This window comes from Shewanella sp. BJSY2023SW005, from assembly GCF_047314585.1.
GTDB classification, from domain to species: Bacteria; Pseudomonadota; Gammaproteobacteria; order Enterobacterales; family Shewanellaceae; genus Shewanella; species Shewanella algae.
In genome coordinates, this window is the sequence record NZ_JBKORJ010000024.1 from 97863 (window position 1) to 120787 (window position 22925).

General features: G+C 46.0%; 15 protein-coding genes. All 15 read right to left on the reverse strand.

Annotated elements, in window-relative coordinates; genetic code table 11:
* Window positions 1-2: 2 nt before the first annotated feature.
* The 15 genes from ACMHXI_RS07075 to ACMHXI_RS07145 all read right to left on the reverse strand — a co-directional run bounded on the left by ACMHXI_RS07075 (window position 3) and on the right by ACMHXI_RS07145 (window position 22901).
* Complete coding sequence (locus ACMHXI_RS07075) at window positions 3-2495, reverse strand: chromosome partitioning protein ParA (RefSeq protein ID WP_413734499.1); 2493 nt, start codon at window positions 2493-2495, stop codon at window positions 3-5.
* Entirely contained in the window at window positions 2495-4639 is a 2145-nt protein-coding gene (locus tag ACMHXI_RS07080) for a hypothetical protein (RefSeq protein WP_413734500.1), read from the reverse strand. The genes ACMHXI_RS07075 and ACMHXI_RS07080 overlap by 1 nt, the downstream gene beginning before the upstream one ends.
* Window positions 4636-8097, reverse strand: a complete 3462-nt coding sequence (locus tag ACMHXI_RS07085) for a DEAD/DEAH box helicase (RefSeq protein ID WP_413734502.1) — start codon at window positions 8095-8097, stop codon at window positions 4636-4638. The genes ACMHXI_RS07080 and ACMHXI_RS07085 overlap by 4 nt, the downstream gene beginning before the upstream one ends.
* Entirely contained in the window at window positions 8094-9590 is a 1497-nt protein-coding gene (locus ACMHXI_RS07090; protein ID WP_413734504.1) for a protein kinase domain-containing protein, read from the reverse strand. Before ACMHXI_RS07090 ends, ACMHXI_RS07085 begins: the two co-directional genes overlap by 4 nt.
* Window positions 9587-10315 (reverse strand): PP2C family serine/threonine-protein phosphatase, encoded by a 729-nt coding sequence (locus ACMHXI_RS07095; protein ID WP_413734506.1) that lies wholly within the window; start codon window positions 10313-10315, stop codon window positions 9587-9589. Before ACMHXI_RS07095 ends, ACMHXI_RS07090 begins: the two co-directional genes overlap by 4 nt.
* The gene (locus tag ACMHXI_RS07100) at window positions 10308-10889 is read right to left on the reverse strand and encodes a hypothetical protein (protein WP_413734508.1); all 582 of its coding nucleotides are present in this window, start codon (window positions 10887-10889) and stop codon (window positions 10308-10310) included. The genes ACMHXI_RS07095 and ACMHXI_RS07100 overlap by 8 nt, the downstream gene beginning before the upstream one ends.
* A 1-nt stretch (window position 10890) precedes the next feature.
* The gene (locus ACMHXI_RS07105; RefSeq protein ID WP_413734510.1) at window positions 10891-12621 is read right to left on the reverse strand and encodes a Card1-like endonuclease domain-containing protein; all 1731 of its coding nucleotides are present in this window, start codon (window positions 12619-12621) and stop codon (window positions 10891-10893) included.
* Window position 12622: 1 nt separating this feature from the next.
* Window positions 12623-14764 (reverse strand): AAA family ATPase, encoded by a 2142-nt coding sequence (locus ACMHXI_RS07110; protein WP_413734512.1) that lies wholly within the window; start codon window positions 14762-14764, stop codon window positions 12623-12625.
* Window positions 14765-14766: 2 nt separating this feature from the next.
* Window positions 14767-16338: a hypothetical protein gene (locus tag ACMHXI_RS07115; RefSeq protein WP_413734514.1), complete on the reverse strand. Its 1572-nt coding sequence runs from the start codon at window positions 16336-16338 to the stop codon at window positions 14767-14769.
* Between the two features lie 9 nt (window positions 16339-16347).
* Window positions 16348-17133: a vWA domain-containing protein gene (locus tag ACMHXI_RS07120; protein WP_413734516.1), complete on the reverse strand. Its 786-nt coding sequence runs from the start codon at window positions 17131-17133 to the stop codon at window positions 16348-16350.
* Window positions 17134-17401: 268 nt separating this feature from the next.
* The gene (locus tag ACMHXI_RS07125) at window positions 17402-19207 is read right to left on the reverse strand and encodes a UvrD-helicase domain-containing protein (protein WP_413734518.1); all 1806 of its coding nucleotides are present in this window, start codon (window positions 19205-19207) and stop codon (window positions 17402-17404) included.
* Between the two features lie 114 nt (window positions 19208-19321).
* Window positions 19322-19579 (reverse strand): hypothetical protein, encoded by a 258-nt coding sequence (locus tag ACMHXI_RS07130; RefSeq protein ID WP_101096308.1) that lies wholly within the window; start codon window positions 19577-19579, stop codon window positions 19322-19324.
* Between the two features lie 210 nt (window positions 19580-19789).
* A complete protein-coding gene (locus ACMHXI_RS07135) occupies window positions 19790-20134 on the reverse strand; it encodes a DUF4258 domain-containing protein (RefSeq protein WP_157823040.1) in 345 nt (114 codons plus the stop codon).
* Window positions 20135-20348: 214 nt separating this feature from the next.
* A complete protein-coding gene (locus tag ACMHXI_RS07140) occupies window positions 20349-21335 on the reverse strand; it encodes an HNH endonuclease (protein ID WP_413734521.1) in 987 nt (328 codons plus the stop codon).
* A gap of 123 nt (window positions 21336-21458) precedes the next feature.
* Window positions 21459-22901 (reverse strand): P-loop NTPase fold protein, encoded by a 1443-nt coding sequence (locus tag ACMHXI_RS07145; protein ID WP_144168263.1) that lies wholly within the window; start codon window positions 22899-22901, stop codon window positions 21459-21461.
* Between the last annotated feature and the right edge of the window lie 24 nt (window positions 22902-22925).

Below are 22925 nucleotides of genomic sequence, written 5' to 3' on the forward strand. Positions count from 1 at the left end.
TATCAGTTCTCCGCAATTTTCTGACCGTTCACAACCCCATCATCTTTTAAGTAATTGGCGCTGTTCCAGATGAACTGACCATAACCAAACTCACAAGCCAGATCAAAGTCATCGATTATTGTATAATCGTCATTCACCAGCTGAGTTCGAATTTTATCAAGGCAGTCAGATTTGGATTTACCTCGGGTTTCAATGCCACGCAACTTAGGCATTACCTTCTGAACGAGCTGGTCTTCAAAGGCGACTTTCATTGCTTTGACCAAGCTTGCGGCATCGTTGTTTCTCTGAGCTTCCAATACTTCTGGATAATTAGCCATATAGTATTCAATCGACTGCCAAACTCTATGCCCAAGTGCTCTTCCGACCTTAGAAAGAGAATTATTCATTTCTTCAATAAAACCCTTAAATGGCAAAATCTGATCATCGTTGAATTTACTTTCTCTGCACCACCAACTCTCCCACAGTTTACGAGATACCAGAGGTGCTTGCTCGCCCAACGGTTTCAGCTGACGGCGTCTCTCCAGAGTGGTTGGACGTGGAAAGTTGATTACTATTCCTCGATCGAGAACCTTGTCCGAGAGGGATTTAGTTGTCTCGTCCTGATTCATAGTTCCAGCCCAAAGCACATTTCTTCCAAGAGGCAGGTCATATTGTTGAATACCTGCGCCAAGCTTCACTTCCAGACAAGGCACCTCGTTGCCTTTGCGACCTCGTCGAAGCTCAAGCTTACTCAAAAATTCAGCAAAATAGAGCTCAACATGAGCGAGGTTCATCTCATCCATCAATATGAGGCTCATTACATCCTCTAAACCTGGATAGTCACCGACCTGTGTCTTTTGACTTTGTGCCAATAGACGCAGAACTGGCTGGGCATCAAACTTATTATCGATGGAATTGAAAAAGCCAAGCATGGATTCCTGACTGTCCCAATTTGGCTGTACAGATAGGCTCAGGAAGTTGATACCTCCAAAATGGGAGTAAAGTCTGGGCAGTTCAGACTTGCCTGTACCACTAACCCCAGATAGAACGGTCATAGGCGACCACTCAGCAGTTTTTAAAGCTGTATGAAACGCATACAGTATTCGCCGTGGAAATCTCAAACCATAATCTGCACAAGATGTACTAATTCGGTCGAGCCATTGAATTTCACTGATTTGCTCCTGCGCACGAGGCAGATTCTTTTGAATGTATGGAGTTTCAATGTCCCGAATCCTTGCCTCTCGATCCTGTTCTCGTTCGTACGAGGACTGTAAACGCTTAAGTTCCTCTATTAATCGGTTATTATCGGCATCCACAGATTCAAATCGCCTCTGCAGGGATTTGTTTTTATCGGTCAGTTCCGCCACCTGCATTTCAAGATCCGACTGCGCACGTGCTGAACTTCTGAGAACCTCATTTTCTTCAGAGAGTCGTTCACAGGCCAGTTGCAATTTGCTCTGTTCTGATTTCAAACGATCAAAGGCTTCCTGCATCTCCTGTGTTGGACGTGTCGCGAGGTCTTCGCGTAGCTTTTTAATTTCCTCTTCATAGGTTTTGAGTTTCAGTAAAACAGCGGCAGGGTCTTCATCACCGAGTTTATGCTTCAACTCTTTAAAGTTTGAAATCAGATCGCTACTCGTTTTGATAGATTCTCTCAAACGGGCAATTTCATCATTAAGCTCAGACTTCTCAATCTCGAAAGATTGCTTCCGTTCAACAACTTTAGCATCCACCTCAAGGTTCAAATTGGCTTCTCGTTCCTCAAGACGGTCTTTGCTGGACTGAAGTCGCTGCTTTTTATACTCAAGCTCATCCTTGAGCTCATCAAGCTCAGCCTGATCCTTCAGGATCGCCTTTCTTTTTTGTTCGAGTTCATCCTTATCCTGTTGAATAGCCGTTTCATGAGCTTTCAGCCTTTCAGCTATCTCTTGCTCCAAATTTGCTATTCTGGACGTCCTCTCCTCCGAGAGTTCTTTTTCAATGGCAGTCAGAGCGTTTTCCCGTTTTGACTCCAGCTCCTTTTCCTGTTCTTTCCGAAGATTGAAAAGCTCGTCATCAAGCTTTGCTCGGGCATCTGCATACCCATTGTCCCTTTGGAGTTCAGCCTTTTGAACTGCGACCACTCTCTGCCGCAATTTTTCCTTTTCGCCTTCAAGAGATTCCAGCTCGGCCAGGCACTTAGCTTCCCGCTGTTCCAATTGTTTTTTGAATGATGCGAACTTTTCCTCAAAGAGTTGCGGAAAGCCGTTTTTTGCTTGAAGCTCCATCTCTTCAAGAAGAACGCGTTTGTCATTCAACTCCGCTTCTTTTTTGGCTATCGCTTCTTTAGCGGTCTTTATCGCCTGTTCATTTTGGGCAATAACCGTTTCTTTTTGAGTTAAAGAGTCCTCTAACTCTTTCAGTTCCTGCTGTTTATTCAGCAGGGCTACCTCTTTGACGTTTATTGTTTTATCGGTCTGTTCTTCTTTTTTATTATCTGTAGCAATCAGAGCGTTAATATTTCTTTTAGAGTCCATTAAAATACTTCCATAATTATTTTGACGAGTTTGAATACATTTATTTTTAATGACTCCAAGTTTTCCCTTGAAAAGTCGAGTTCATGCTGATTGCCGTGACCACGAAGTTTTATCAACTTGGCGATAAGCTCAAAGCAATTCGGAAAACACCTTTTTAGAACTAGCAATTCACCTTCTGATGCGACTAAACAGAGTGCAAGAAGTTGAGCCCCAAGAGTTGTGCTTGAGCCTTGAGTAGCACGATATAGTCGATCCGCATTTACAGTACTAATTTGCACTGGTATTGCATCAGGCGCTGGATAAAAACCAGATTGAACGATTTTTTCAATCGCCTCATCCCTCAGGTTATTTCGATTTTTGACTAATGTTCTCCAGTCCTTCGCTACTTCCAACAACGACAACTGTATAATGGACGCCAACAAATTTATATAGCGCTGAAGCTGTTCGTTATCCAGAGTCGCCTTCTGGCTTAATATCGTTGCTTTGACCAGCTCTTCCCGTATTGACGGGGAAATATTTTGAACAAATCCAAGCCCCAATGACTTGTCCAGTTCGATCCTGGCCTTCAATCTAACCTGATCAATATCTCTTTCCTGCTTTGTTTTAGCAGTATAGGCATCTTCGGTTATATCAGGTATTAGCGACTTGATGAGCCGAGTGGTTCTATCGCGAAAGCCCTTGAGGGTTTCCAGTGAGAGTTCAACATCTGGTGAACTTCCATGAGATACCGGGTCCCTGACTTCTTTCAGCGCATTTATAAAGGAGAGACATCCAGAGTCATCAAAGGCCAGATGATTCAGCGGATGGTTGGGATCATTTATCGCCCCGGCTATTGCCAGAGCCAGTAGCGGCTGCATCTCGGAGACACCACGGTCAACAGCTCTGATCTTGCCGGGTTTCACTTGAAGCAGGGTCTTCACGCTGTCCGAAACATCAAACCCGGTCTTGGTAGCAAACGAGCGCAGTATCTTGTCGTTTTCCCGGTAGGACAGTGACGAGAAAAAGCGCTCCCAGTGAGTCACAGGGTTATCAGATACAACAAATCGTAGCGCCCATTCTATGGCTTCATATAATGCAACTACCGCCAAGCCGGTCAAACGGGCGTATTCCTGCTCATCATTGGATGAATCAACCTCGAACTTTTCAGCGTCTGACAGATACTCTTGTGCGCGTCGGAGCGGGCGGGCTACCCGTGGATATTTCTTCATCCCGTCCGCCGCTGAAGATTCATTCTCGGCCTCTCTATTGCTTCGGTCGGAGCTCAGTCTGTCGATAACCCCTTTATTCTTCAAATCTATGACCCAATTCCAGTCCTGAGAAGTAAGGTAATTGGCAAAGCTCTCAGAGAAGCCAAAGCCGCATCCATCCGTCACCAGAAGGTCAGGATTCCCTATTTGGATAAATGCTTGACAATGTATATATACAAATTCTGGAATTTCGTTAACTGATACAGCTTCAGCTTCTGGCAAAGGAGGCGGGTACTGATCGACACCTTGGTTCAACAGAGCATGCCGTTTATATTTCTTCTTAAACTCTCTGATGGCTCTGATAATATCGTTAGTGTCAGGAACTGCTTTCCAGAAGGAGTCTTTTGCAAGGCGTATCTGTCTTGCACTGACCCTCGACTTCTCATCGGTTGGATTGATTAAAAAATCAATAAATCCGTTGTCACCCATCCTTGAGATTTTTTTATAGCTCAGCTGCTCCGTGCTGACATAGGGTAGAAGCTTCCCGGTCAGCAGATCTACAAACACTGTGGCCACGGTGTATTCCAGATTTCTGTCTGATTTATTTTGCCACTCGTTTAGAAGCTCCTGTCCGTGCTCAGACAACTCATATCGCTCATTTAAAAGGCCGAGTTGGTTAAGGCGATTCTGAATGAAAGCTACCAGTTCCTTTTCCAGACAAGTGAGCAGCGCAATCTTTTCTGTGTCGCCGGATTCTATCTCGGTTATTTTCAAGACAGTTTCTTCAAACACATTGAGGCCGCTCTTTTTCTTTTGCGGAATAGAGATGTTGAAGGCATGACATGGCCATAGCACACTCTGTCTGGCTGCGATGTTCAACCCATACAATGCCGTGTGGAAACTGATGACTTTAGGGCGAAGATCTTTTGCCGTTTTTTTATTTGAAGGTGCATTCATAGGATCACCCCCTTTTCATGGCACAAATCATAGAAGTTTTTTAGAGCCGGTACTGCATCCACAGCTATCTGGGTGTTTGCAAGGACGCAGTCTCCAACAATGGCTAAGACCTTCTTCTGGCGACTCATGCTCACACATAGGCGGTTTTCCGACATGAGATGGCCGAATAGTTTTTGCTGCTTCTTTTTGTAATCCTTCTGGTTACTTATATGAGGCGGCAAGGCGTTCATGTCCTGAGACCTCACCATGGAAAGAAACACAATATCGAATTCCATGCCCTGAAAGGCATCAACAGTGCCGATGCGGAGCCGCTCTTCGCCATTTTCAAGAAAGCGGTATTCCTGACATATCTGCCATGTACCATCCTGTCCCCGTTCCGTGATGCCGAATTTTTGCAGGGCTTCACAAACAGCAAATACCTGTGCCTTATAAAAACTGATTACTCCAAAGCTCAGCCCGGAACCTTCTTCAGAGCCAATCCATTTGTTCACGTGCTCTGCTATAACCTTGGCTTCAGATACTCTCTGCCTGCTTCGGCTGGGCAAGACAGCCTCCTTCCCTTGACTATTTGGAACATCAATCCAGATCGCGGCTTTATTTTCAATCCCCTGAAGGCGTTGCTCAAAGTGGCTCTCAGATAATGGAGACCGGTAGCCCTCGTTATATTTCTGATAGAAATTATTGCTGGCAAAATCTCCCAACAGCGGATGTGTTCGGTACTGAGCATCCAGCGTCACTGTTCGTTTGATGTCATCTTTCTCCTCCAGTTTTTTCAGGCGGTTGAACAGATACTCAAACATACTTTTCTTCACAAAATCGACATCAACCGGCGGTTCGGATGAATCGTCACCTTCCAAAGCTCTCGCGACCTCTTCATCAATCATGTGGGGAAGTTGACGATGGTCACCAACCAGAATGATCCGTTTTTCTGCCTGAGCCATGGGTATTAACAGATCTCTAGGGCTTACTCGTGCCGCTTCATCAATGATGACAGTGTCATATCTAACAAATTCATCGTCCTTAAATTTCTTTTTGGCTTTCCTTATCGCTCTTCCTTCAGAATGCCCCGTAGTAGCTGCAAAAACAAAGTTGTAATCCTCTATGGCCTCACGAATGCCATCAGGATTGTCTTGAAGCTCATGTAAAAACTCAGCCAGTATTGCATCCCGTCTATTTTTCGAAGTCAACGATTTGTTAAGCGCAGCATCAACCTTTGTTTTCAAATTCAAAACGTCAGCTCGACACTTGTCTATGCTGAAATCAGGTGAAGGCAGATATTTATAGAGCAGCGATTCTTTCAGCTCTCTGAGCTCTGAAAGAAAACTCAGCGACTTACCGCTGCGCCAACGAGCCGCTTTTTCAAGAACGCTTAAATCTGGATTAGCCGGTTCGTCTTCGATCTTATCCAGCAAATCGACCGCTCTTGCGGCACCGTCGTCTTCAAAGGCTGTATCACTGACACGCAGGGCTCTAACGAGCCGCAAGGTGGAAGGATCATTCGGCTTCAGTTCCGTTTGCAGGGAATTGATGATTTCTTCAGCCTCACTGGTGATATCCTCAGAAATCACGTCTCTGGGCAAATCCAGAATACGCTTCATTAAACTGACTGTGTTGTTCTTAGAGGGACACAATGAATATGCGACAAACAGCTCTGCCAGTCTTACCTGATCCTCAGTCTGAGCAATTTGAGGATTCTTGTCTCGAATATTCTCGGCGACATTGGCGCACCATTTGTTAATTTTTCCAGTGACGGCATCTTCCGTAAATTCCGAATCACCGGACCTTCTGCCGAACTTAACTGCCGGAAGGGCATTAACACTCAGCCTCGCAACGATATTCTCAACGGCATCATGCTGAAAACCGGTGACAAGTATCTGACCTCTTATCGACTTGGTTTTGTCATATTCCTCGTTGAGCCGTTCAAGAATTGCTGTAACAACCGTTGTTTTTCCTGTTCCAGGCGGCCCCTGAATAAGAGCGATGTCCGGGGTGTTTAATGCGACATCGATGGCCTCTATCTGTTTAGGAGTTGGATCATGCTTGAAAATTTTCTCTTTCACAAAGGACGTTAAAGGCTTTAGTTTGGTGACTCGCTGTATGTCCGGGAGCGTTCCACCTTCTTCAATCAGCAGGCCGAGAAGCGGGTTAGCACAGCGTCCTTCCAGAATGGCTGAACGTGCCCGAATTCGTCTTTCAATCTGAATCTTGTTTCCATTGATAGACAGAATCAAAAACATCTGACCAGCCGGAATCGATGGCAGGTCTAATTCGATACTTCTGTTAGAGAGATTGATAATCTTTGCGAATATCGATTCTATATTTTTCGAATTATTCGCGCTTGGTTGGCTATTTTCCCTTTCTACGTCAAGCTCTACGGGCGTTAACGCAGTACTTTTTTCTTTAGCAACTTTATTATTACCAACGACATTCTTTGATTTATATTCTTCTTCCAGAGCCTTGCTGTAGGCTTCCCATGTAAGATCAGGATTCTTGAGGTATAAAGGCTCCTCGGAGGTGATCTCTATCTCATCGCTTTCGGTAAGTTGATCCGGAATAGACGACACAAAGAACTTAACACCTTTTGTTGTCTGCTCAGTGCCATGATAGTCGATTCTGCCAACAACTTTGGCCCGGGCCAGCAGCATTTCACCTTCAATTGCACCGTATTCGTCCCATTGTTTTAAGTAACTCCCGGTCTCTTTGGTAAGTTGACTCATCGCTCCAGCGGCTAAAGCCCGAATGCGACCTGTTTTGCTGTAGTCAGAAAACTGGACCGCCCCCCTTGCCAGACGCAATGCTCCTTCACTCTTCTGCTGATCCTTAAAGAGCGCTTTAGTCGCAAAATAGATGTCCTTTGACTTATCGACATTACGCCTTTCAACCGGGATACGAACTCTCTCACCATAGATAGAGAATTCCCGGTACTTCTCCTGCACAACGGCTTGGGAATCGGGCGAGTCTTCATCCTCTGGAATATCCGCTTCAAAGTCAGCCTTGGCGGATGGGCCGCTCATAAGCAGAAAGAAATCTTCATCGCCAACGCTGATTTTGCATTTGTCGTTTAATACACTCCCCAGCTCTTCAGCTCCATTGAAGCGAATGCCATTTCTTTTAGCCGTTGATTCTATGCGTTCATCAATGCCGATCTCCACATCGCCAATTTCAACGATTTCACCATTGAAAAAGATGATTTTAACAAGCGCACTGCCGTCCTTGGCGACCTGCATCACCTCTGCTAGATGCGCACAACCTCTTTTCAGATGAAAATTCAGATCCTTTTCTGCCGAGGGATCACGAAGCTGCACGCTCCACTGCTGGCCATCGACTCTTAATCTGTATGCCTGCCCGTTATTGTTGGGTGCGATATATCCAATACCAATGTTTGGAGTCTCTCCGGTCAGCTCCGGTTTCAACCATAATTCAAAGGTGATTTCGGCATTTATATCTTTCAGTCTCATTTGCCACCTCCGCTGATCATGCATTTAACCAACCGAGGGCTATTCAAATGTGCGAACATCCAGAACTGAACATCCGGCGTTACCCGGTCTATTTTCATCTGTGAATAGAGCTTCTGAAAACCACTTCGCGGGGGACTGTCAGCAGCAACGGACAAATCAGCTTTCCCATGATCTGACTTTTTAATCAGAATTCCTTTATTGCTTGGAGAGATGAGCACCTCTGCAGTATCCGAATCAAGCATTGTAAACTCATCAAAGACTCGTCTCGGCACTGTGAGTTCTTCCCCCTGCGAGATCTCTCGCACATACCTCCAGGATGGCGATTGTAAGGACTTATCTGCACCATTCCATCGGTAAGACTCAAGAATGAGCACCTGCGGCCTCTGCGTTTTACAGTAAGGGCAATTGTGATCCTCTGTTTCCGGGTGAATGAAATCATAGTAATAGTTCATCGAGCAGCACGAGCACGTGACGGTCATATCTGCTGCCTGAGCGAGAACTTCAGGCCAGTGATAAATGGTCGGCCGAAGATATGGTGTTGTCCTGCCTGAGCCGAATGTGCTCTCAAATAAAGTGGTCAGTTTCTCTGTAAGGAGAAGGGATCTGGGCAGACCGCTGTCGGAAGAGTTTGAATCATCATCTTGGTCATCAACCCAAGGGAACAGCCCTGCATAGGCTTTATCTTCAACATCCTCTTCATCATTTTCCTCATCAGCCCAGTCACCTTCATCCGTTCTATCCACCTTTTTCCCTACAAAAGGGTGAATCAGGGAAAGAAGGTAGAAAGCCACGACCGCGAACGCATGACAATCGCTTGAAGGTCTTCCACCGTCTTTACCCTGCACCAGCTCAGGGGCACCGTATTTGGGCGTGTAAACAACACTTCCTCCTACGGTGATTTCAAATCGGATGTTATCGGCATCAATCAGCCAGACTGCTGAATCATCAAGCCCTTCTGAAATAAAGATATTGTTGGGGGAAATATCGCCATAGACCATGCCGTTACCGTGAAGACGTGCCAGCAATGATGCGCATTTGTAGAGCGCATGAAGCCTGCGTCTGAGCCCTCCGGTTCTATAATAATGAACAATCTTTTTAGCTTCGTTCTCCGGCATTGCCGAAAGCCATGCAGGGATATCGTCTGGGCCAATATTTTCTGCAGACTTGCCATCGAGCCAGAAATGACTGAACGGAACCATTTCACTCAAAAGCTGCATCACATAACCTGCTTTGTTTTGAAGCAGAGCTGCCGGTACAGATATATTCAGGTTTTCTGGCAGAGGCAGGAGCCGGACGCGCTTAAAGCGCTTTGAGTACCGTTCCACCGACTCCTCATCGGTGACCGGAGTTCCGCCTTCATCTATAACAAGCTTAATCGCCACATCAGGGTCCTTGGTACGGAAAACGACCCCTTGGCCACCTTGACCGAGCACCTTGTCCTGAATGTGTACATTCTGATATTCATCCACATACTCATTGAACCTTTGGCTCATTTTGAACCTCCTTTCTTAAACAGACAGGCAATCGTCTTGTCATCGGAATGTCCCGGAACCGGCCATTCATTGAGCCAACGCTTAAGATCCCTCTTTCTTTCCTCCGACTCCAGGTCTGCATAGGTGGAGTAAAGCTCCTGTGCAAAAACCATCTGTTTTTCAGGTAACAGGTCATCGGATATGCCATCCGTGCATAGCACAACTGCATTGCATGCCGCGCTTTCAATCGTCGCGGTTTCCCACTGTTCTGGCTTAAACTCCTGCTGAAGGCAGTTTGTGTAGTTAGAGAAAGAATCCAGTTTGTTATCACTGAGAATAAGGTGGTTTTCGCCAGTTTCTCCAATGGCGGCAATCATTCCGTCACCAAGGCGGCCAAGAGTGATAATCCCTTCGTTCTGAATGCCGAAAAGGCATGTGGCCGAACAATCTGTTGAAGAGTGCGGGGCTATTTTCACAAGCCAGTTGGCATGAATTAGCCCTAAAATATCAACAATATTGGCATCAGGGGTATTCTGGTAGCTCTTGGCTGCCTCAAACACAGCAAGACAGGCAGCTTTTGAACCGTGATCTGAATGTGCCTTGCTGCCCAGGCCGTCCGATACAACAACGACATTTCCCCATTTATACCGGCGTGCCATCCAAGAATCCTGATTGGGAATCTCGGCTTTAACATGTAGGGGGCCGATTACTGAGGCACCCCAGCTGTTCCAGAGTTGATCAAGCATCCCAATCCTCCTCTGGCTCTTCTATTTCAGCCGTTGCGGATTGCAGAATCTGGGCTGTGGATGCTGGCGCGGTCAACAGCTCATCAGAACCAAAGATTGTGCTGTCAATCGCTGAAGCGATATTCTCCGAAAGGTAAACTGTGTTGTTTGTGGAGATTTTCTTCAACTTCAACAGGTCGGCATCAGCGCCGACTGCAACTGTCCGGATGATCAGGTCGGTGAATGAGCCCAGTTGGTTCTGAAAGCTTACGATGTCTGAATTGGGGAAATTGCCGTCAGACAGAATAAGAAGCATCGACCTTCCGGTATTATTCAGATGCTGGGAAAGAAAATCGGAGATAACACATAGGTTCGATGAGCCTTCAGCGTTTAAGGCAGGGATATCCCCGTCGCTTTGCAAAACGACCTCAGAAACATTCTGCGCCCATTGATAAAAGCGGATGCCTAAGCCCGAGTATTTTTCCTGATCTATGAGCCTTAACTGAGCCGCATATCGGCACAGATTCCGCTGAAGATGGATTTTGCCCATTTCATTCATACTGCCGGAAACATCTACAAAAATAAAAAGTTCCATCTCAAATTTTCCCGAAAAAATTTAGCAAATGCTCAGAGGCACCACAACCAAAAAACCATTCCAAATTTATAAGGTCATCTGATTTTTGCTTTATCACAGGATGCGGGGGGCGAAAAGACGAAATCATTATTCCTTGCCCTTTCACACCACCAAAATGTTTGGCAGTTTCACTCAACTTCAAAACATGGTTCGCTTCAACCTTTCCACTTTTACATTCAATAATGAATAAGCGATATCCATCGGTACAAATAACATCAAACTCTTGATAACCGATATTTTCTTTAAACCCATCATGGTAATACTTAAAGTTATCGTTGGAGTCGACGTCCACAACAGACACCTCTAACCCAAGGCGTAAATCTTTTAGAACAGCAGATTCCTTTAAAGGAAGTAACACACTAAAAATATACACCTCTAGCCACTTACCAAGCAGAAACTCAAGAAAATCAGGGAATTCATCAAACACAAATGACTTACCGCCAATTGTTAGCTTTGCTTGTTTATCAATTGTCAGTTCAGCGTAGAAATCATCCCCCCAACTCTTGAATGATTCATCAAAAATATAACTTTTTAACTCACGATACTTAGACGCGATCAAGTTACGATTTTCCCAGATTATCTGAGAAGCATTGATAATTTCTCGAGAAAGTTTTTGTTCTGTAAGACCAGGCTTCGATACTGTTAATCCATCACCGTTCAACTTCAGAAATGTTTCAACCGAATCTACTGAAACAATCTCAGTTTTAGTGAAACTATTAAGATTGATAACCTGTTTCTTTGAAAAATCGAAATAAAATGGCGTTGCATTTACCTTACGACAGGCGGCAAGCGCCCCTGCATACATCAACTTGGTTCCGCCCGTTAAGTTGAAGCCGATCTTCGCATCGGCAGGCATTTTCGCGATCAGTTCCAAAACCGTGGATCGGACATTTTCAGGGTCATACGGGTCCACCGCAATTTCACCGTATTCAGCTTCTCCAAGAAACTGTTTCATGACATCGGCAGGGAACTGTGCGGAATTCACAAAGATATGCTTCCGGCTTGAAAACTGGATCACGCCAAGCAGGTTCGGCATCCGCTGTTCGCCGAACAGGTGAAAAATGGCATCATACTTATCAGATTCCGTATTGGTTGTTCGAACCTGTCTTCCGTGCCATTCCAGCCACTCGTTGGGCAAGACGATTCTTTCTGGAGGCCTTCCTGGGTGAGAAGATACGATAAGGCGTTTTTTTAGCGTCGGGTGCCTCAGGGCCACAAAAGCCCAGACGAAAGCCATAACCGGAGTCCCCGGACTCAGGTAGAGCGTAACGAGCTTTTCACCTTCAGATGCGGCAACCGCATTCAGTGATTGGGTCGCAGCCTCATAGATACCTTCTGTGTCATTGAGATGCATCAGTTCCACAGGGTGAAAACGCACATCGACCTTTTTACCGGCACCCCTAAGCTGTTTCTTTAGCCATTCATTGAAATGATGGTGCGCATCCTCTGTATTTGAAAACAGATCGATAAACTGTCTTGCAGCATTCGGATCAGAGCCTTCGACACCTGTAATTTTTTGCTGAAATTTATCAGCTTTGTTTTCGGTTCTATCCGGGCGTGTAAAACCGAGAATGATCACATCGGTGTAGTCTTCCGCCAGCAAAGCACCCAGAACAGGGCCGGTTGTCTGTTCCAGTCCAAGTGAGGCCCTGAAATCAGTCATTCCGTACCATGTCATTAAATATTTCTTCAATTTATACTCCCTTGACTTTTGGTACGAGCATTTGAGCTATCTGTTCACCTGCATTTATTGTTTCACCAATCTTGACGCATACCTTAGCAACAAAACCATCAACATTGGCACAGACTTTTTGGGTGTTACCTTCCTCATTATCTATTTCAATAATAATGTCGTTATAGTTAACGATATTGCCTGTACGGCATGAAATATTCTGCACCGTACCTGTGGTAATAGACCTGGGCAATTTTATTATTGCCGTATCAAATATTGTTTTTCGTTCTTCAAAAGAAAGCTTATGAGTCAGTGATAAAATCTTTTGAACATCCATCAACTTCTTTGCATAGAGATCGAGAATGAGCTTTCCACTCATATTGGGATGCAGCAATGCCAGCTCGAGCTCTTTTTTTGTTACTTCGTTGTCACTCCATGAGCCGGGTTTGTTGAAATCAAACTTTCTATATTGATTTACCACTTGTTGCAAGGCTGCATATGGACATTGAGGATTTTTTAAGGCTGCTTGACGAACTAATGGGCTTTGATCTTTAACTAATTCTATGAGCTTTTCAGATGAGATAAACTCATTTGATGCAGCATTTTCTCTATCCGACAGAGCACTGCTATCACTTAGTGCATCAATCCTATCAAGGTCTTCGTCTGCAAGGGAGGCGGCTTTGAGACTAAATTTCTCAAACAAAGCTTGGTATATCGAGATTTTCTCTTTAAGAACAATACTTATTGGTGTAATTAGATCAATGTGCTTCTTAATTAGCGCTTGAGTTAGAACAGACTCATTACTACGGAACATACTCTCTAATGCATCATTGATCACACATTCAATATCTGCTCCTGAGAAGCCTTTAGTCAGGATTGCCAACTCTGCAAGGTCGAGTCCTTTAGTGGGATTGGTCAGTTGATTTGTTTTAACGGTGAAAATCTGCTTCCGTTCACGTTCACCAGGTAAATCAACATAAAAAATTTCATCAAACCGTCCTCGTCTCAATAGCTCTGGTGGGATATTGGAAATGTCATTTGCTGTTGCTACAACAAATACAGCTCCAGGCTTCTCTTGCATCCAAGTTAGAAAATAACCAAAGAGACGGGTTGTTATTTCGGTGCTTCCCCCTGTTCCATTAATTCCTGAAAAGGCTTTTTCAAGTTCATCGATCCATAAAACACAAGGGCTCGCTTGTTCTGCGACCTTTAAGGCGGCCTTCATATTGGCTTCACTCTCGCCCACAAATTTACCCATCAAAGAACCGATGTCTAAGCGAAAAAGAGGAACATTGAATAATGAAGAAACCGCTTTTGCAGTCATAGATTTTCCACATCCAGGCATACCGGCTAAAAGCACACCTTTTGGGGGCGAGATACCCAAGCTCTGGGCTTTCGTTAAATCATCAATGATGTGTTTCTTGTTACGTAACCAACTTTTGAGCCGCTCCAACCCGCCTATGTGGCCAATATCTATTTTACTATCGACCAGCTCCAATAAGCCTGAGCGAGATAACTCTCTCTTTTTCAGGGCCAAAGCATCACCCACAGATTCCTGGGAAAATGAGCTCTCATATTTATTTTTTAGCGTTTCGAATATTTGAAACACCATTTCGCGCTCCATACCTGAAAATATGGATTTAAGAGAATTACGCACTGCGGTACTAACAGAGATAGAACACTCGTGCAAGAGAGTGTGAAGAATTTCATCAACCTGTTCTAACGAAAGAGGAGAGCAAGAGAAAGGGAGCAAAAGATCCACAAGCTCTGGAAATTCTATACTATTTTTAGACACTAAAAAGATCGCAGCCTGCCCTTTAAAGTGACGCTTGATCCTTAACAGTTCCTGGTGCAATCTAGCAATGGCTCTAATGTCATCTTTCAATACGGAATAGCCGTTCTGTATGACATAAATCTTACCCGTCGGATCGTCATCAGCGATTGCTTTAAGATCCTGATACAGTAATGCCTCTTGCTCCGGTTTCAGAGCCCTTTTTGTCTTGAAATCAACCCAACCATATCCTAGGTTCCATTCCTTTACTTTGAAGTTCAGTTGGGTGGCAACAGCTTCGATTTCTTCATCGATTCGACTAAAGTCCTGGCCCAATATCTGAATTCCTGACACACCGGAACGAATGGCCTCAACAATTCCCTTAATATCCATATTTAAAATCCAAATAGAGAGGCTACGCCACTACAGAACGATGAAGCACCACTACTTATTGCTGAAGAAAGCGATTTAACGGAATTAACGACTGTAGATACAATCTTCTTTCCACCTTCATATATAGCTTCACCAACGGTACTTCCTGCAATTCCACCGACTACACCACCGACAACACCACCAATAGCTGTACCAACTGGTCCTAGAACTGTTCCCAGCGCAGCACCTATGCTAGCTCCCTTGGTTCCACCAGCAAGTCCTCCCACAAGGCTGCATGTGGCACTGCCAGCCTGATCGAGTGCTTCTGCACCGGTAATTTCTCCCGTTGAGAATTTGTAGAGAATCTTCGTATTTTCGATACCGATACAAACAGCATTGGCAATTCTTCCAGCGGGTGTGTTTTTTAAGACATTACCCAACCAGCCACTTTTTACTGCTACGGTAACTGCACCAGTAACAGCAACGGTTATTCCCGAGGTTGCTGCCGATTTTAGGGAGCTCCGCACAAACTCCTGGAGGTCTTCTTCAACACTTTTATTGTCTTTCCCTGTTACTCCATTCCAGATCCTCCGGCCAAGAATGCGAGCTCCTTGAAATCCGACAGACAAAAGAGCCGCAGCACCAGCTTTTCTCCCTATATTTTCTGCAATTTCTATCCGGCTTGTCTCATTCCAATCATATTGTTTGGCTTCAGCTTCTTCTTGGGCCCTGCGTTGCCTCTCTTTGGCCTTCTGTTTAGAAAGCGGCTTAGATTCGACACCATCAATTTCGATTGTTTCAGTGCTTCCAGAAATATCTTCAGACTGCCCTTCAGGCACTAACTTGCGCTGCCCTCGGTAATCGCCTTTTTTAAGCAAGGTGTCTGTCGCATCCGCATCGGCCCCATACTTAGCCTGATAGCGACGTACAATTTTTCCTTCACCATCCTTAATCACAATATCAACTGAATTTTTGCCATATGTCTGGCCGGGTTTGGGTTGTAATACTTCGGCACGGTATTCACTGCCTTTAGCTACCGCATCGAGATTGAAGGTATCAACATGGTGTTGTTCAGCAATAAAACCATCCAGATTAAGCTGCTGATTCAACTGGCCATCATTTCGGTAAAGCAAATCAATGTTTGCTTTGTTTGCCGTCTCAATGGCTGTATCAATTTTCGTAGCGTAAGCTCCGAAGTTAGTAACACCACCTGCAGTTGCACCTTGCTCAATTTTCCCAGCCAACCAGTTGTTAGTGCTTAATCCTTTACTGTGGTGTTCCGTCAACTCTCGCTGAGAAGACTTGAAAACCGCCACCTCCTCAACAATCTCGCCAGCGGTTTGTTCGATCTCTTCTTCCGTCTGCCAAATATCTGGATATTTAGCGAACTCAAGACAAAGCCAAGCCTTATTGGATAGTTCAGGAGATTTATCTCTGTAGGAGCGAACAAATGAACTTATAACTCCACGAGCTTTTTTTGCACCCTCCGGCGTAACCTTTATCTGTTCAGCTAAAGCATCTGCCTGAGCTTCACCATGAGATGCGCCATTCGCTATCAGTGCTGGTAAATCCAAATTATCCTGATTCCTATCCATTTTGCTCTCCTACCAATAACCTTGTTCATCGTTCTCAGCAGTGGCCGACGCTGCAATATTTGATTTCGTATTTTTATCCAGCTCAATGGAAGCTGGTATAACATTCGGATTTTCCGATCGTGAACGGCTCAAAACCTGCATAGTTAATAGCCGGAAAAATTTATGAATCTCTCTTGCTTCACTCGCCTTAAAAACACGATTTTTGGTATCATTAGCTATGTAAGGTGTTTGCGATATAAATTTCTCTAATACTGAAATGTCAGCATCTTTACCAATTCCCATTCCCCAACAAAAACACTTGGATGAACGTCCTTCCTTGATAAAATTTTCCAACGGGCTTTCCCATTCATCGTTTGGTTGTCCATCAGATATGAGAATGACTTGTGGAATACGAAATTTTCCCAATGTTGTACTTTTGTCCTCAATCATGGCCTTGGCCATTTTGAGGGCGGTTCCCATCGGGGTCATACCGTTTGCCTGCAAACCTTGCCACTGCACCTGTGAAGCCTTGGTGTAGGGAACATGCAGCTCTACTTGATTACCAAATGTGATGACAGAAACAAGTATCTCAGTCTCCATCTTCTCTTCCTGCGCAAAGGTGTCCAGCATATCCTTGACGGCCTTGTTAAGGTTCTCGATTTTATCTCCGGACATACTGGAGCTAACATCCAGAAGTAAGACGACTGGAAGTGGTTTGGCTGCTGTGGTGGTGAATTTTTTGGGGTCAAACATCAGTAATACTCCTGTATTGTTTCTCAATTTCAATTCCATTGCGTGAAGGCTTTTGTCACTCATCTTTATACCTGAAGTGTTAAGCCAATAATCTTCAGTTCAGTAAAACTGATTTGCTCTTTAGTAACTGCTTTATACAAGTGCAATACAATAGAACGAATTGTCTAGTGAATTGCACAAGCAATGCCAAAGTTTTATCCAATAGACTTCAATGACTTAAAGATTTGTCACGTCAATGAATCACATTGCTCCTGTAAATTAACTTACTAATGTGTAACTATATTTACATACAATCCTTCAGCAACGTTGCATTTCTCGTCCATCAGGCGGTTCATGCCATGACGCTCTCGAGCGATTCGAATACCGGCCAGCGTTGGCCGAAGTCTCTCAGTTGCGGCGCACTTGATACCACTGTGAGAAAACTGCCGTCGGGATGTCTCTTCAGTCGTGTAAGGCCGGTATAAAACAGCGCCAGATCAGTGGTTTTCAGTTTGCCGCCGATGCATATCACAATGGCGCGCGACTCCCAGCCTTTAAAACTGTGCAGAGTTGTGGCCTTTACCCGGGCATCCCCCATGTAAAAACCAACCTTTTGCCGCCTGCATTCTCGCTCGTCATTGTCATAGGTATGGATAACTCGGATGCCTTTTTGCGCCAGTGCATTAACCACCAGCTGACCGGTTGCCTTGTGGCTGCAGAGTAACGTCAGATCCGCAATCGCCAGCGGTTGAGCCGTGTCATGCTTGATGAGATCCAGCAGCGCGGTACAACAGCTGTCCACGGTCCGATGTGCATCTATTTGCACCCACTTTAAATAAGACTGTTCCAAATCCAGGCCCAGTTGCTGCCCCTTTGGCAAATTGACCTGTTCAGGAGGAAGGAATTGCTGTGCAAAGTCCTGAACAAGCTCAAGAATTCGTTGCGGCAGTCGGTAACTGATACTGAGTTCAGACCAAGGGCCGCGAAACCCTGCATTGGTCATTGCCTCATCAGTCCATCGGGACGCAGTACCATAGACGTCCTGAGTCGAATCAGCCACCAGCAGCATTTCGCCACCGGGATTTAACACCAACCTCAGCACACTCCACCAGTGGGGCAAAAAATCCTGGCCCTCATCGACCAAAATGGCATCGTAACGGGCAACATTGCCGTCAAAGTCATGCCGAATGATTTTCTCAACCAAGGCTGGCACCAGGTCGTCGATTACATGTTTATCAGCCTCATTGTTCCCCAAATGGAAGAGTTGCCGATACTCTTCATCTGCACCGGCATCAGCACAAACCCGCTTGCACCAGGCGTGGAAATTTAGCCAAGTGATACTGGAGCGAGTCTTACCTTTACCACCCGGCCAGCGCACTGCCACGTCCATCAAGTAGTGCAGCAGGGTTATGTTGAAGGTCACCACCAGGATCTGCTTACCCTGACTTATCAGCTCCGCCGCCCTCGCGGCCAGCACCAGAGATTTGCCCGAACCTGCCGCGCCTTTTATCCGTCGATAGCCTGACTCAGTTCTGCTGGAAACCAGTGCCCGCTGGTCTTTATCCAGTTCCAGTGGCCGCCTTTGTGTCTGAGCGAAATCGGGCTCGACGAGCCAGTTACGTAAATCCTTGTACATGTCGTCATTCATTACAGGGGAATAAAATGACTCCCCCTTGGGGAATACCGCTTTCATGTTTCCGCCTTGCAAGGTGTTGCGGCCAATAACCGGATACAGCATAGGGTATTTATCCACTTCCCGGTGTTTAAGGCAGGGTGCAAACAACCTCAAAAGCTGCTCGTCATCGGCAAAGGGAAATATCACCCCTGCGGTGATAGCGCCAAACCCTCTTTTGCTTTCCAGGCGGGGACAGTAGAGTTCAAAAATTTCCTGTTTGTAGCGGTGAACTTGCTCAATTGGATTTTTGCTGTGTAACGAGAAGGACTTACCATCTTTACGCCCCATCAGTTTGGGCGTTTTATTGGGCTGGATGTCGACCCAATACTCCATGGCGCTGAGATCCCAGTCTTTAATTTCAAACACCGCAATGCCGATTTTTGGGCTCAACAACACAATATCGGGCCGTAAACCGTTCAGATGCGGCTGCATATAGATATCCCAATGCTCCGGCAAATGGGTATCAAAAAACTCAAACACCATCCTCTCGCCCTTGGTGAGGGGCTGGCGGAGTTTGTGAAATTCCGCTTTGGGAGGAGACACGAATCTTGTCATCTGATGGCCTTATCATCCCTGACTATTGTGCAGGTAACGCTCCTATTGTGTTGACGCAAGTGACGCAACCTGGCTTGCAGGCTTAACGTGCGTCTGTGCGACGCTTTGCGATATTAAACATTTGAGTGTGGTGTAGGGGGCTGCACCAACGCCCTCGCCGGCGGTAGCTGTCACCAGACAATATTGGGATTCAGCACCAAACAGCTGCATCAGCGCCATGTCATCGAACTCTACGATGTAGTGCTCAGAGCCATCGGTGCCGGCCTTGTTGGCCTTTTTGATATCGAACATCACTTCCATATTCTCGACCTGATCCATTCAATGAAACGGCGAAGCTGTCGACACAGCGACCAACCCTTCACACATCTTCGCCTGATAATGTCTTGTGCGCTGTGACTTAAGTCAATGATTTATTGAAATTAAAATATTGTTTGCTGGTATTTCAACCCACAAGAAATGCTGCCCCTAATCACTGAAAATGAGTCATGCCGTAGCATAACTATTTGCTGTTCAATGCAGATGCCGGTGCTTTCTCTTGGTCGGACGGATGCCGCGCAGATCGTGATTCCTGTACACAGTCACCACCATATGCTCACCCTGGGAGGTGATCACCTGAACTCCATCCAGGGCAAGCAGCTCTGGCACCTGCTTGCCATAGCGGGCAATCTCCTTACGGCCAATCACATGAAACACGGTACGGCGTGAGTGAATTTTTCGGCCGTACCTGAGGGTAAGCAATACCGCTTGCTCGGATACGCCACGCTGATCCATGCGCTTGCGGGCATGTGCCGCCAGCTCAACATCCGCTGTGCAATCAATGCCTGAAGATGGGGAATAATCGGTTTGATGTCTCATCGTTCTGCCTCCTGGTTGCCTGTGCCAGAGATAGAGCAGATTCAGTGCCAACATAAATAACAATTTAAATTCATACACTTAAACTTTTGCCGTAGAGTGCTCATCTAAATATCTATGGGATTTTTACCTTATTGTAAGTTTGTTTACAGCGATAGAAATTTAAACAACAACCTAAGGTAGATCCCACTGCAGCCATTACTGATAAGTAAGTCGTCTACATACCTTCAGAGTTCCAGATATGACGAGTGCGCCACCTCAAGGCATCAGCTGAGGGCCTTGCATCTGGTGAGAGAGGTTCGTGTAATCGTTTTCCTGCCAGTTTGCCGTATTCTGTTTCTCGAAGCATTTCGGCTACTTCTACTGTACGTGTGTCCGGACAGATATTGATTAGTCCTAAATCGAACAGGGTGTGAAGATCAGCCCGCAGTAGCAAACCATTGCAGATGTCGTTAGCCCTGCGCTCACTGAAGGGAATAATATGCGCCGCCTCCAGCGCCTCAGGAACCGCAGTTCCTGACAGACAACAGCACCCTTCATAGGCTTCAAGTAATTTCTGCCGAAACGCGGGCTGACCCTGACGATCCGCTATCCACTGTAACCTTTTTGCTGTTGCACCAGCCTCAACTACTATCGCGGCCTCGTCCAAAGCTTCGGTCGTGTCCGGAACAGCAGTTTGCTCACATTGTCCTTCCAATACCCTTAGAAGATACTGTGCAAAGTCCTTGAGTAAACTCGCTATTCCTTCCGCTATGCTGGTTTCGTCGGCAAAGTACCCTTGTCGGTACCCGTACTGAATGCCGACCACATCAAGGTCTTTATCGCGAAGCTGTGATGCCCAGGACGTCCTTGGATTCATTCCCACCGATTTTATCAATGGGGTTTCGTTGAAGATAAAGGGTTCGGCCTGAGATAACAGGTCGTAAGCGCCGCGCTGTTCCTGTCGAAACCAGACGCGAATATCCAGCACCGAATTGGTGCAGACCCGGCTGAAACAAACGGCCAGCAAGTGCACTTCGGGATGAGGGTTCTCAAACTTCAGCCATGCCGCTTTATCCTTGAGATCCGGCGAGCAGCGCAGCTTGCCTGCATAAGGCTCGAACAGTGGCCTAACGTGCTCAAAAATCTGTTTTGAAGCTTGTTTCCAGTCCCGCTCAAACTGCTCAGATCCCGAGTAATCAATATTATTGGGAGCAAATTCCATCTTTACCTCCACGGTATTTCAAGGTAGCTGTCACAGAAATCCACGTCAGCCGGATGCCACGTTACCCAGAATGGTCATTCCTTTGGCAACATCGGCGAAGTCATTTTCAGCAAATACGCGCTTCTAATCGGATATATCTATCTGACATACCAGCTCAATCCGGTTAAATGCGGTTCCGCGCAGATCTGAGTAATCCCGCGATGTATCATTGCTTCTTGCTAAACGTATCAACTTGGCCAATTCAGCTTGCCGGGGATCATCATCAGGAAACTCACCACTCAATTGCTCCCAAGGTGCGATCAATGGCTCCAAATCGGTGTTTTTATATTCATCGTATCCCGACTTGATAAGCCAACCACATATAACGCCAAATGATTTGGGAAAGGGAGTGGTCTTAATGTTGCCCCCCAACAAGAACTCGATTACCTCATTGGTGCACATCACATCCTGCACAAATCGTTGATATAGCGCGCTTTTCTCCTGGCGCAGTATCAACATGCACAGCAGTACGACAGTATCTAAATAATCATCTCTAGGTATTGAACGGACTATCAAACGCAATCTGGTGATTAACTGGTCTATGTCCCTTACGGTGTACTCGAAACGCTCGCACAGCCAAAACAACATGCTCTCTACAGTATCGATGTTTCTATTGCCATTATGGAGTTTGGCAAAGCGATTCTGTAAATCCTGCTGCTGCAGCCGCATCCGTATATACGCGTTCCTGTTTGGAGTTCTCAAGCTGTAGTCGAGGTCGATAAAGCGTTTCAAGTAACTAAGTCCATCGAAACTTGGGCCATAGACACCCTGAATACTCTTGCTGAGCTGATCGCGGTTTACGGCAAGCACAAACACCAGGCGGTCGATATCAAACAAATGCTTGATACGCTCCAGCACTTCGATGGCATAGGTGGGTTTGCAGCGGTCGAGTTCATCGACAAAGACTATCAGGTTAGCCTGATCATCAGGCAAGGCATCCAGCGCCACCGACAGCTGCTGTTTGAACTTGGCCAACGATTTTTGTTTCACGTTAAAGCTGTCTAGCAAGCTACCAACAGCCTCGCCGGTCAAATCGGCAGCGAGCTTTTCGTATTCCTTATCAAGATCTAATGCGCCAAAGGTGGCGGCTTTGGCGGCAGCGACCGCAGTTGCTTTGATAATCCCGGGGGCACAGGCTTTGGCTTTATCCCACGCCTCTTTTATCGCGGGTTTACTCGATTGTGAAGTTAGCCAGTCATCCAGCACAGATAACATGGGCAGCAGCGGATCGTCGGCAAAGTCACTTTCCCAGGCATTGAGGTAGAGGCTGACCTTGCCCTCCTTTTTCAGGAACTGCTGCCAAAGCTGAATAAAAGTGGTCTTGCCGCCGCCCCAGGGTGCATCGATGGCAAACACCAGTGGTGCCTCGGCATTCAGCAGCACCGGGGTGAGGTTTTCAATTTCACGGCTGCGGCCGAGCTTATCGGCTACGCACGGCCACTCACCTTCCGCAAAGCTGGGCGGACGAAAACGCAGCGGCACTGCCGACTTGGGGTTGTTATCTGAGTTGGCGCTGCTGTCTGGCATGTTCACGTCCCTGTGGCTGGTGAA

Coding starts and splice junctions, on each gene's coding strand:
- ACMHXI_RS07075 (WP_413734499.1), bottom strand. CDS start 2,495: ATGGACTCTAAAAGAAATATTAACGCTCTGATTGCTACAGATAATAAA.
- ACMHXI_RS07080 (WP_413734500.1), bottom strand. CDS start 4,639: ATGAATGCACCTTCAAATAAAAAAACGGCAAAAGATCTTCGCCCTAAA.
- ACMHXI_RS07085 (WP_413734502.1), bottom strand. CDS start 8,097: ATGAGACTGAAAGATATAAATGCCGAAATCACCTTTGAATTATGGTTG.
- ACMHXI_RS07090 (WP_413734504.1), bottom strand. CDS start 9,590: ATGAGCCAAAGGTTCAATGAGTATGTGGATGAATATCAGAATGTACAC.
- ACMHXI_RS07095 (WP_413734506.1), bottom strand. CDS start 10,315: ATGCTTGATCAACTCTGGAACAGCTGGGGTGCCTCAGTAATCGGCCCC.
- ACMHXI_RS07100 (WP_413734508.1), bottom strand. CDS start 10,889: ATGGAACTTTTTATTTTTGTAGATGTTTCCGGCAGTATGAATGAAATG.
- ACMHXI_RS07110 (WP_413734512.1), bottom strand. CDS start 14,764: ATGGATATTAAGGGAATTGTTGAGGCCATTCGTTCCGGTGTGTCAGGA.
- ACMHXI_RS07115 (WP_413734514.1), bottom strand. CDS start 16,338: ATGGATAGGAATCAGGATAATTTGGATTTACCAGCACTGATAGCGAAT.
- ACMHXI_RS07120 (WP_413734516.1), bottom strand. CDS start 17,133: ATGAGTGACAAAAGCCTTCACGCAATGGAATTGAAATTGAGAAACAAT.
- ACMHXI_RS07125 (WP_413734518.1), bottom strand. CDS start 19,207: ATGGTGTTTGAGTTTTTTGATACCCATTTGCCGGAGCATTGGGATATC.
- ACMHXI_RS07130 (WP_101096308.1), bottom strand. CDS start 19,579: ATGGAAGTGATGTTCGATATCAAAAAGGCCAACAAGGCCGGCACCGAT.
- ACMHXI_RS07135 (WP_157823040.1), bottom strand. CDS start 20,134: ATGAGACATCAAACCGATTATTCCCCATCTTCAGGCATTGATTGCACA.
- ACMHXI_RS07140 (WP_413734521.1), bottom strand. CDS start 21,335: ATGGAATTTGCTCCCAATAATATTGATTACTCGGGATCTGAGCAGTTT.
- ACMHXI_RS07145 (WP_144168263.1), bottom strand. CDS start 22,901: ATGCCAGACAGCAGCGCCAACTCAGATAACAACCCCAAGTCGGCAGTG.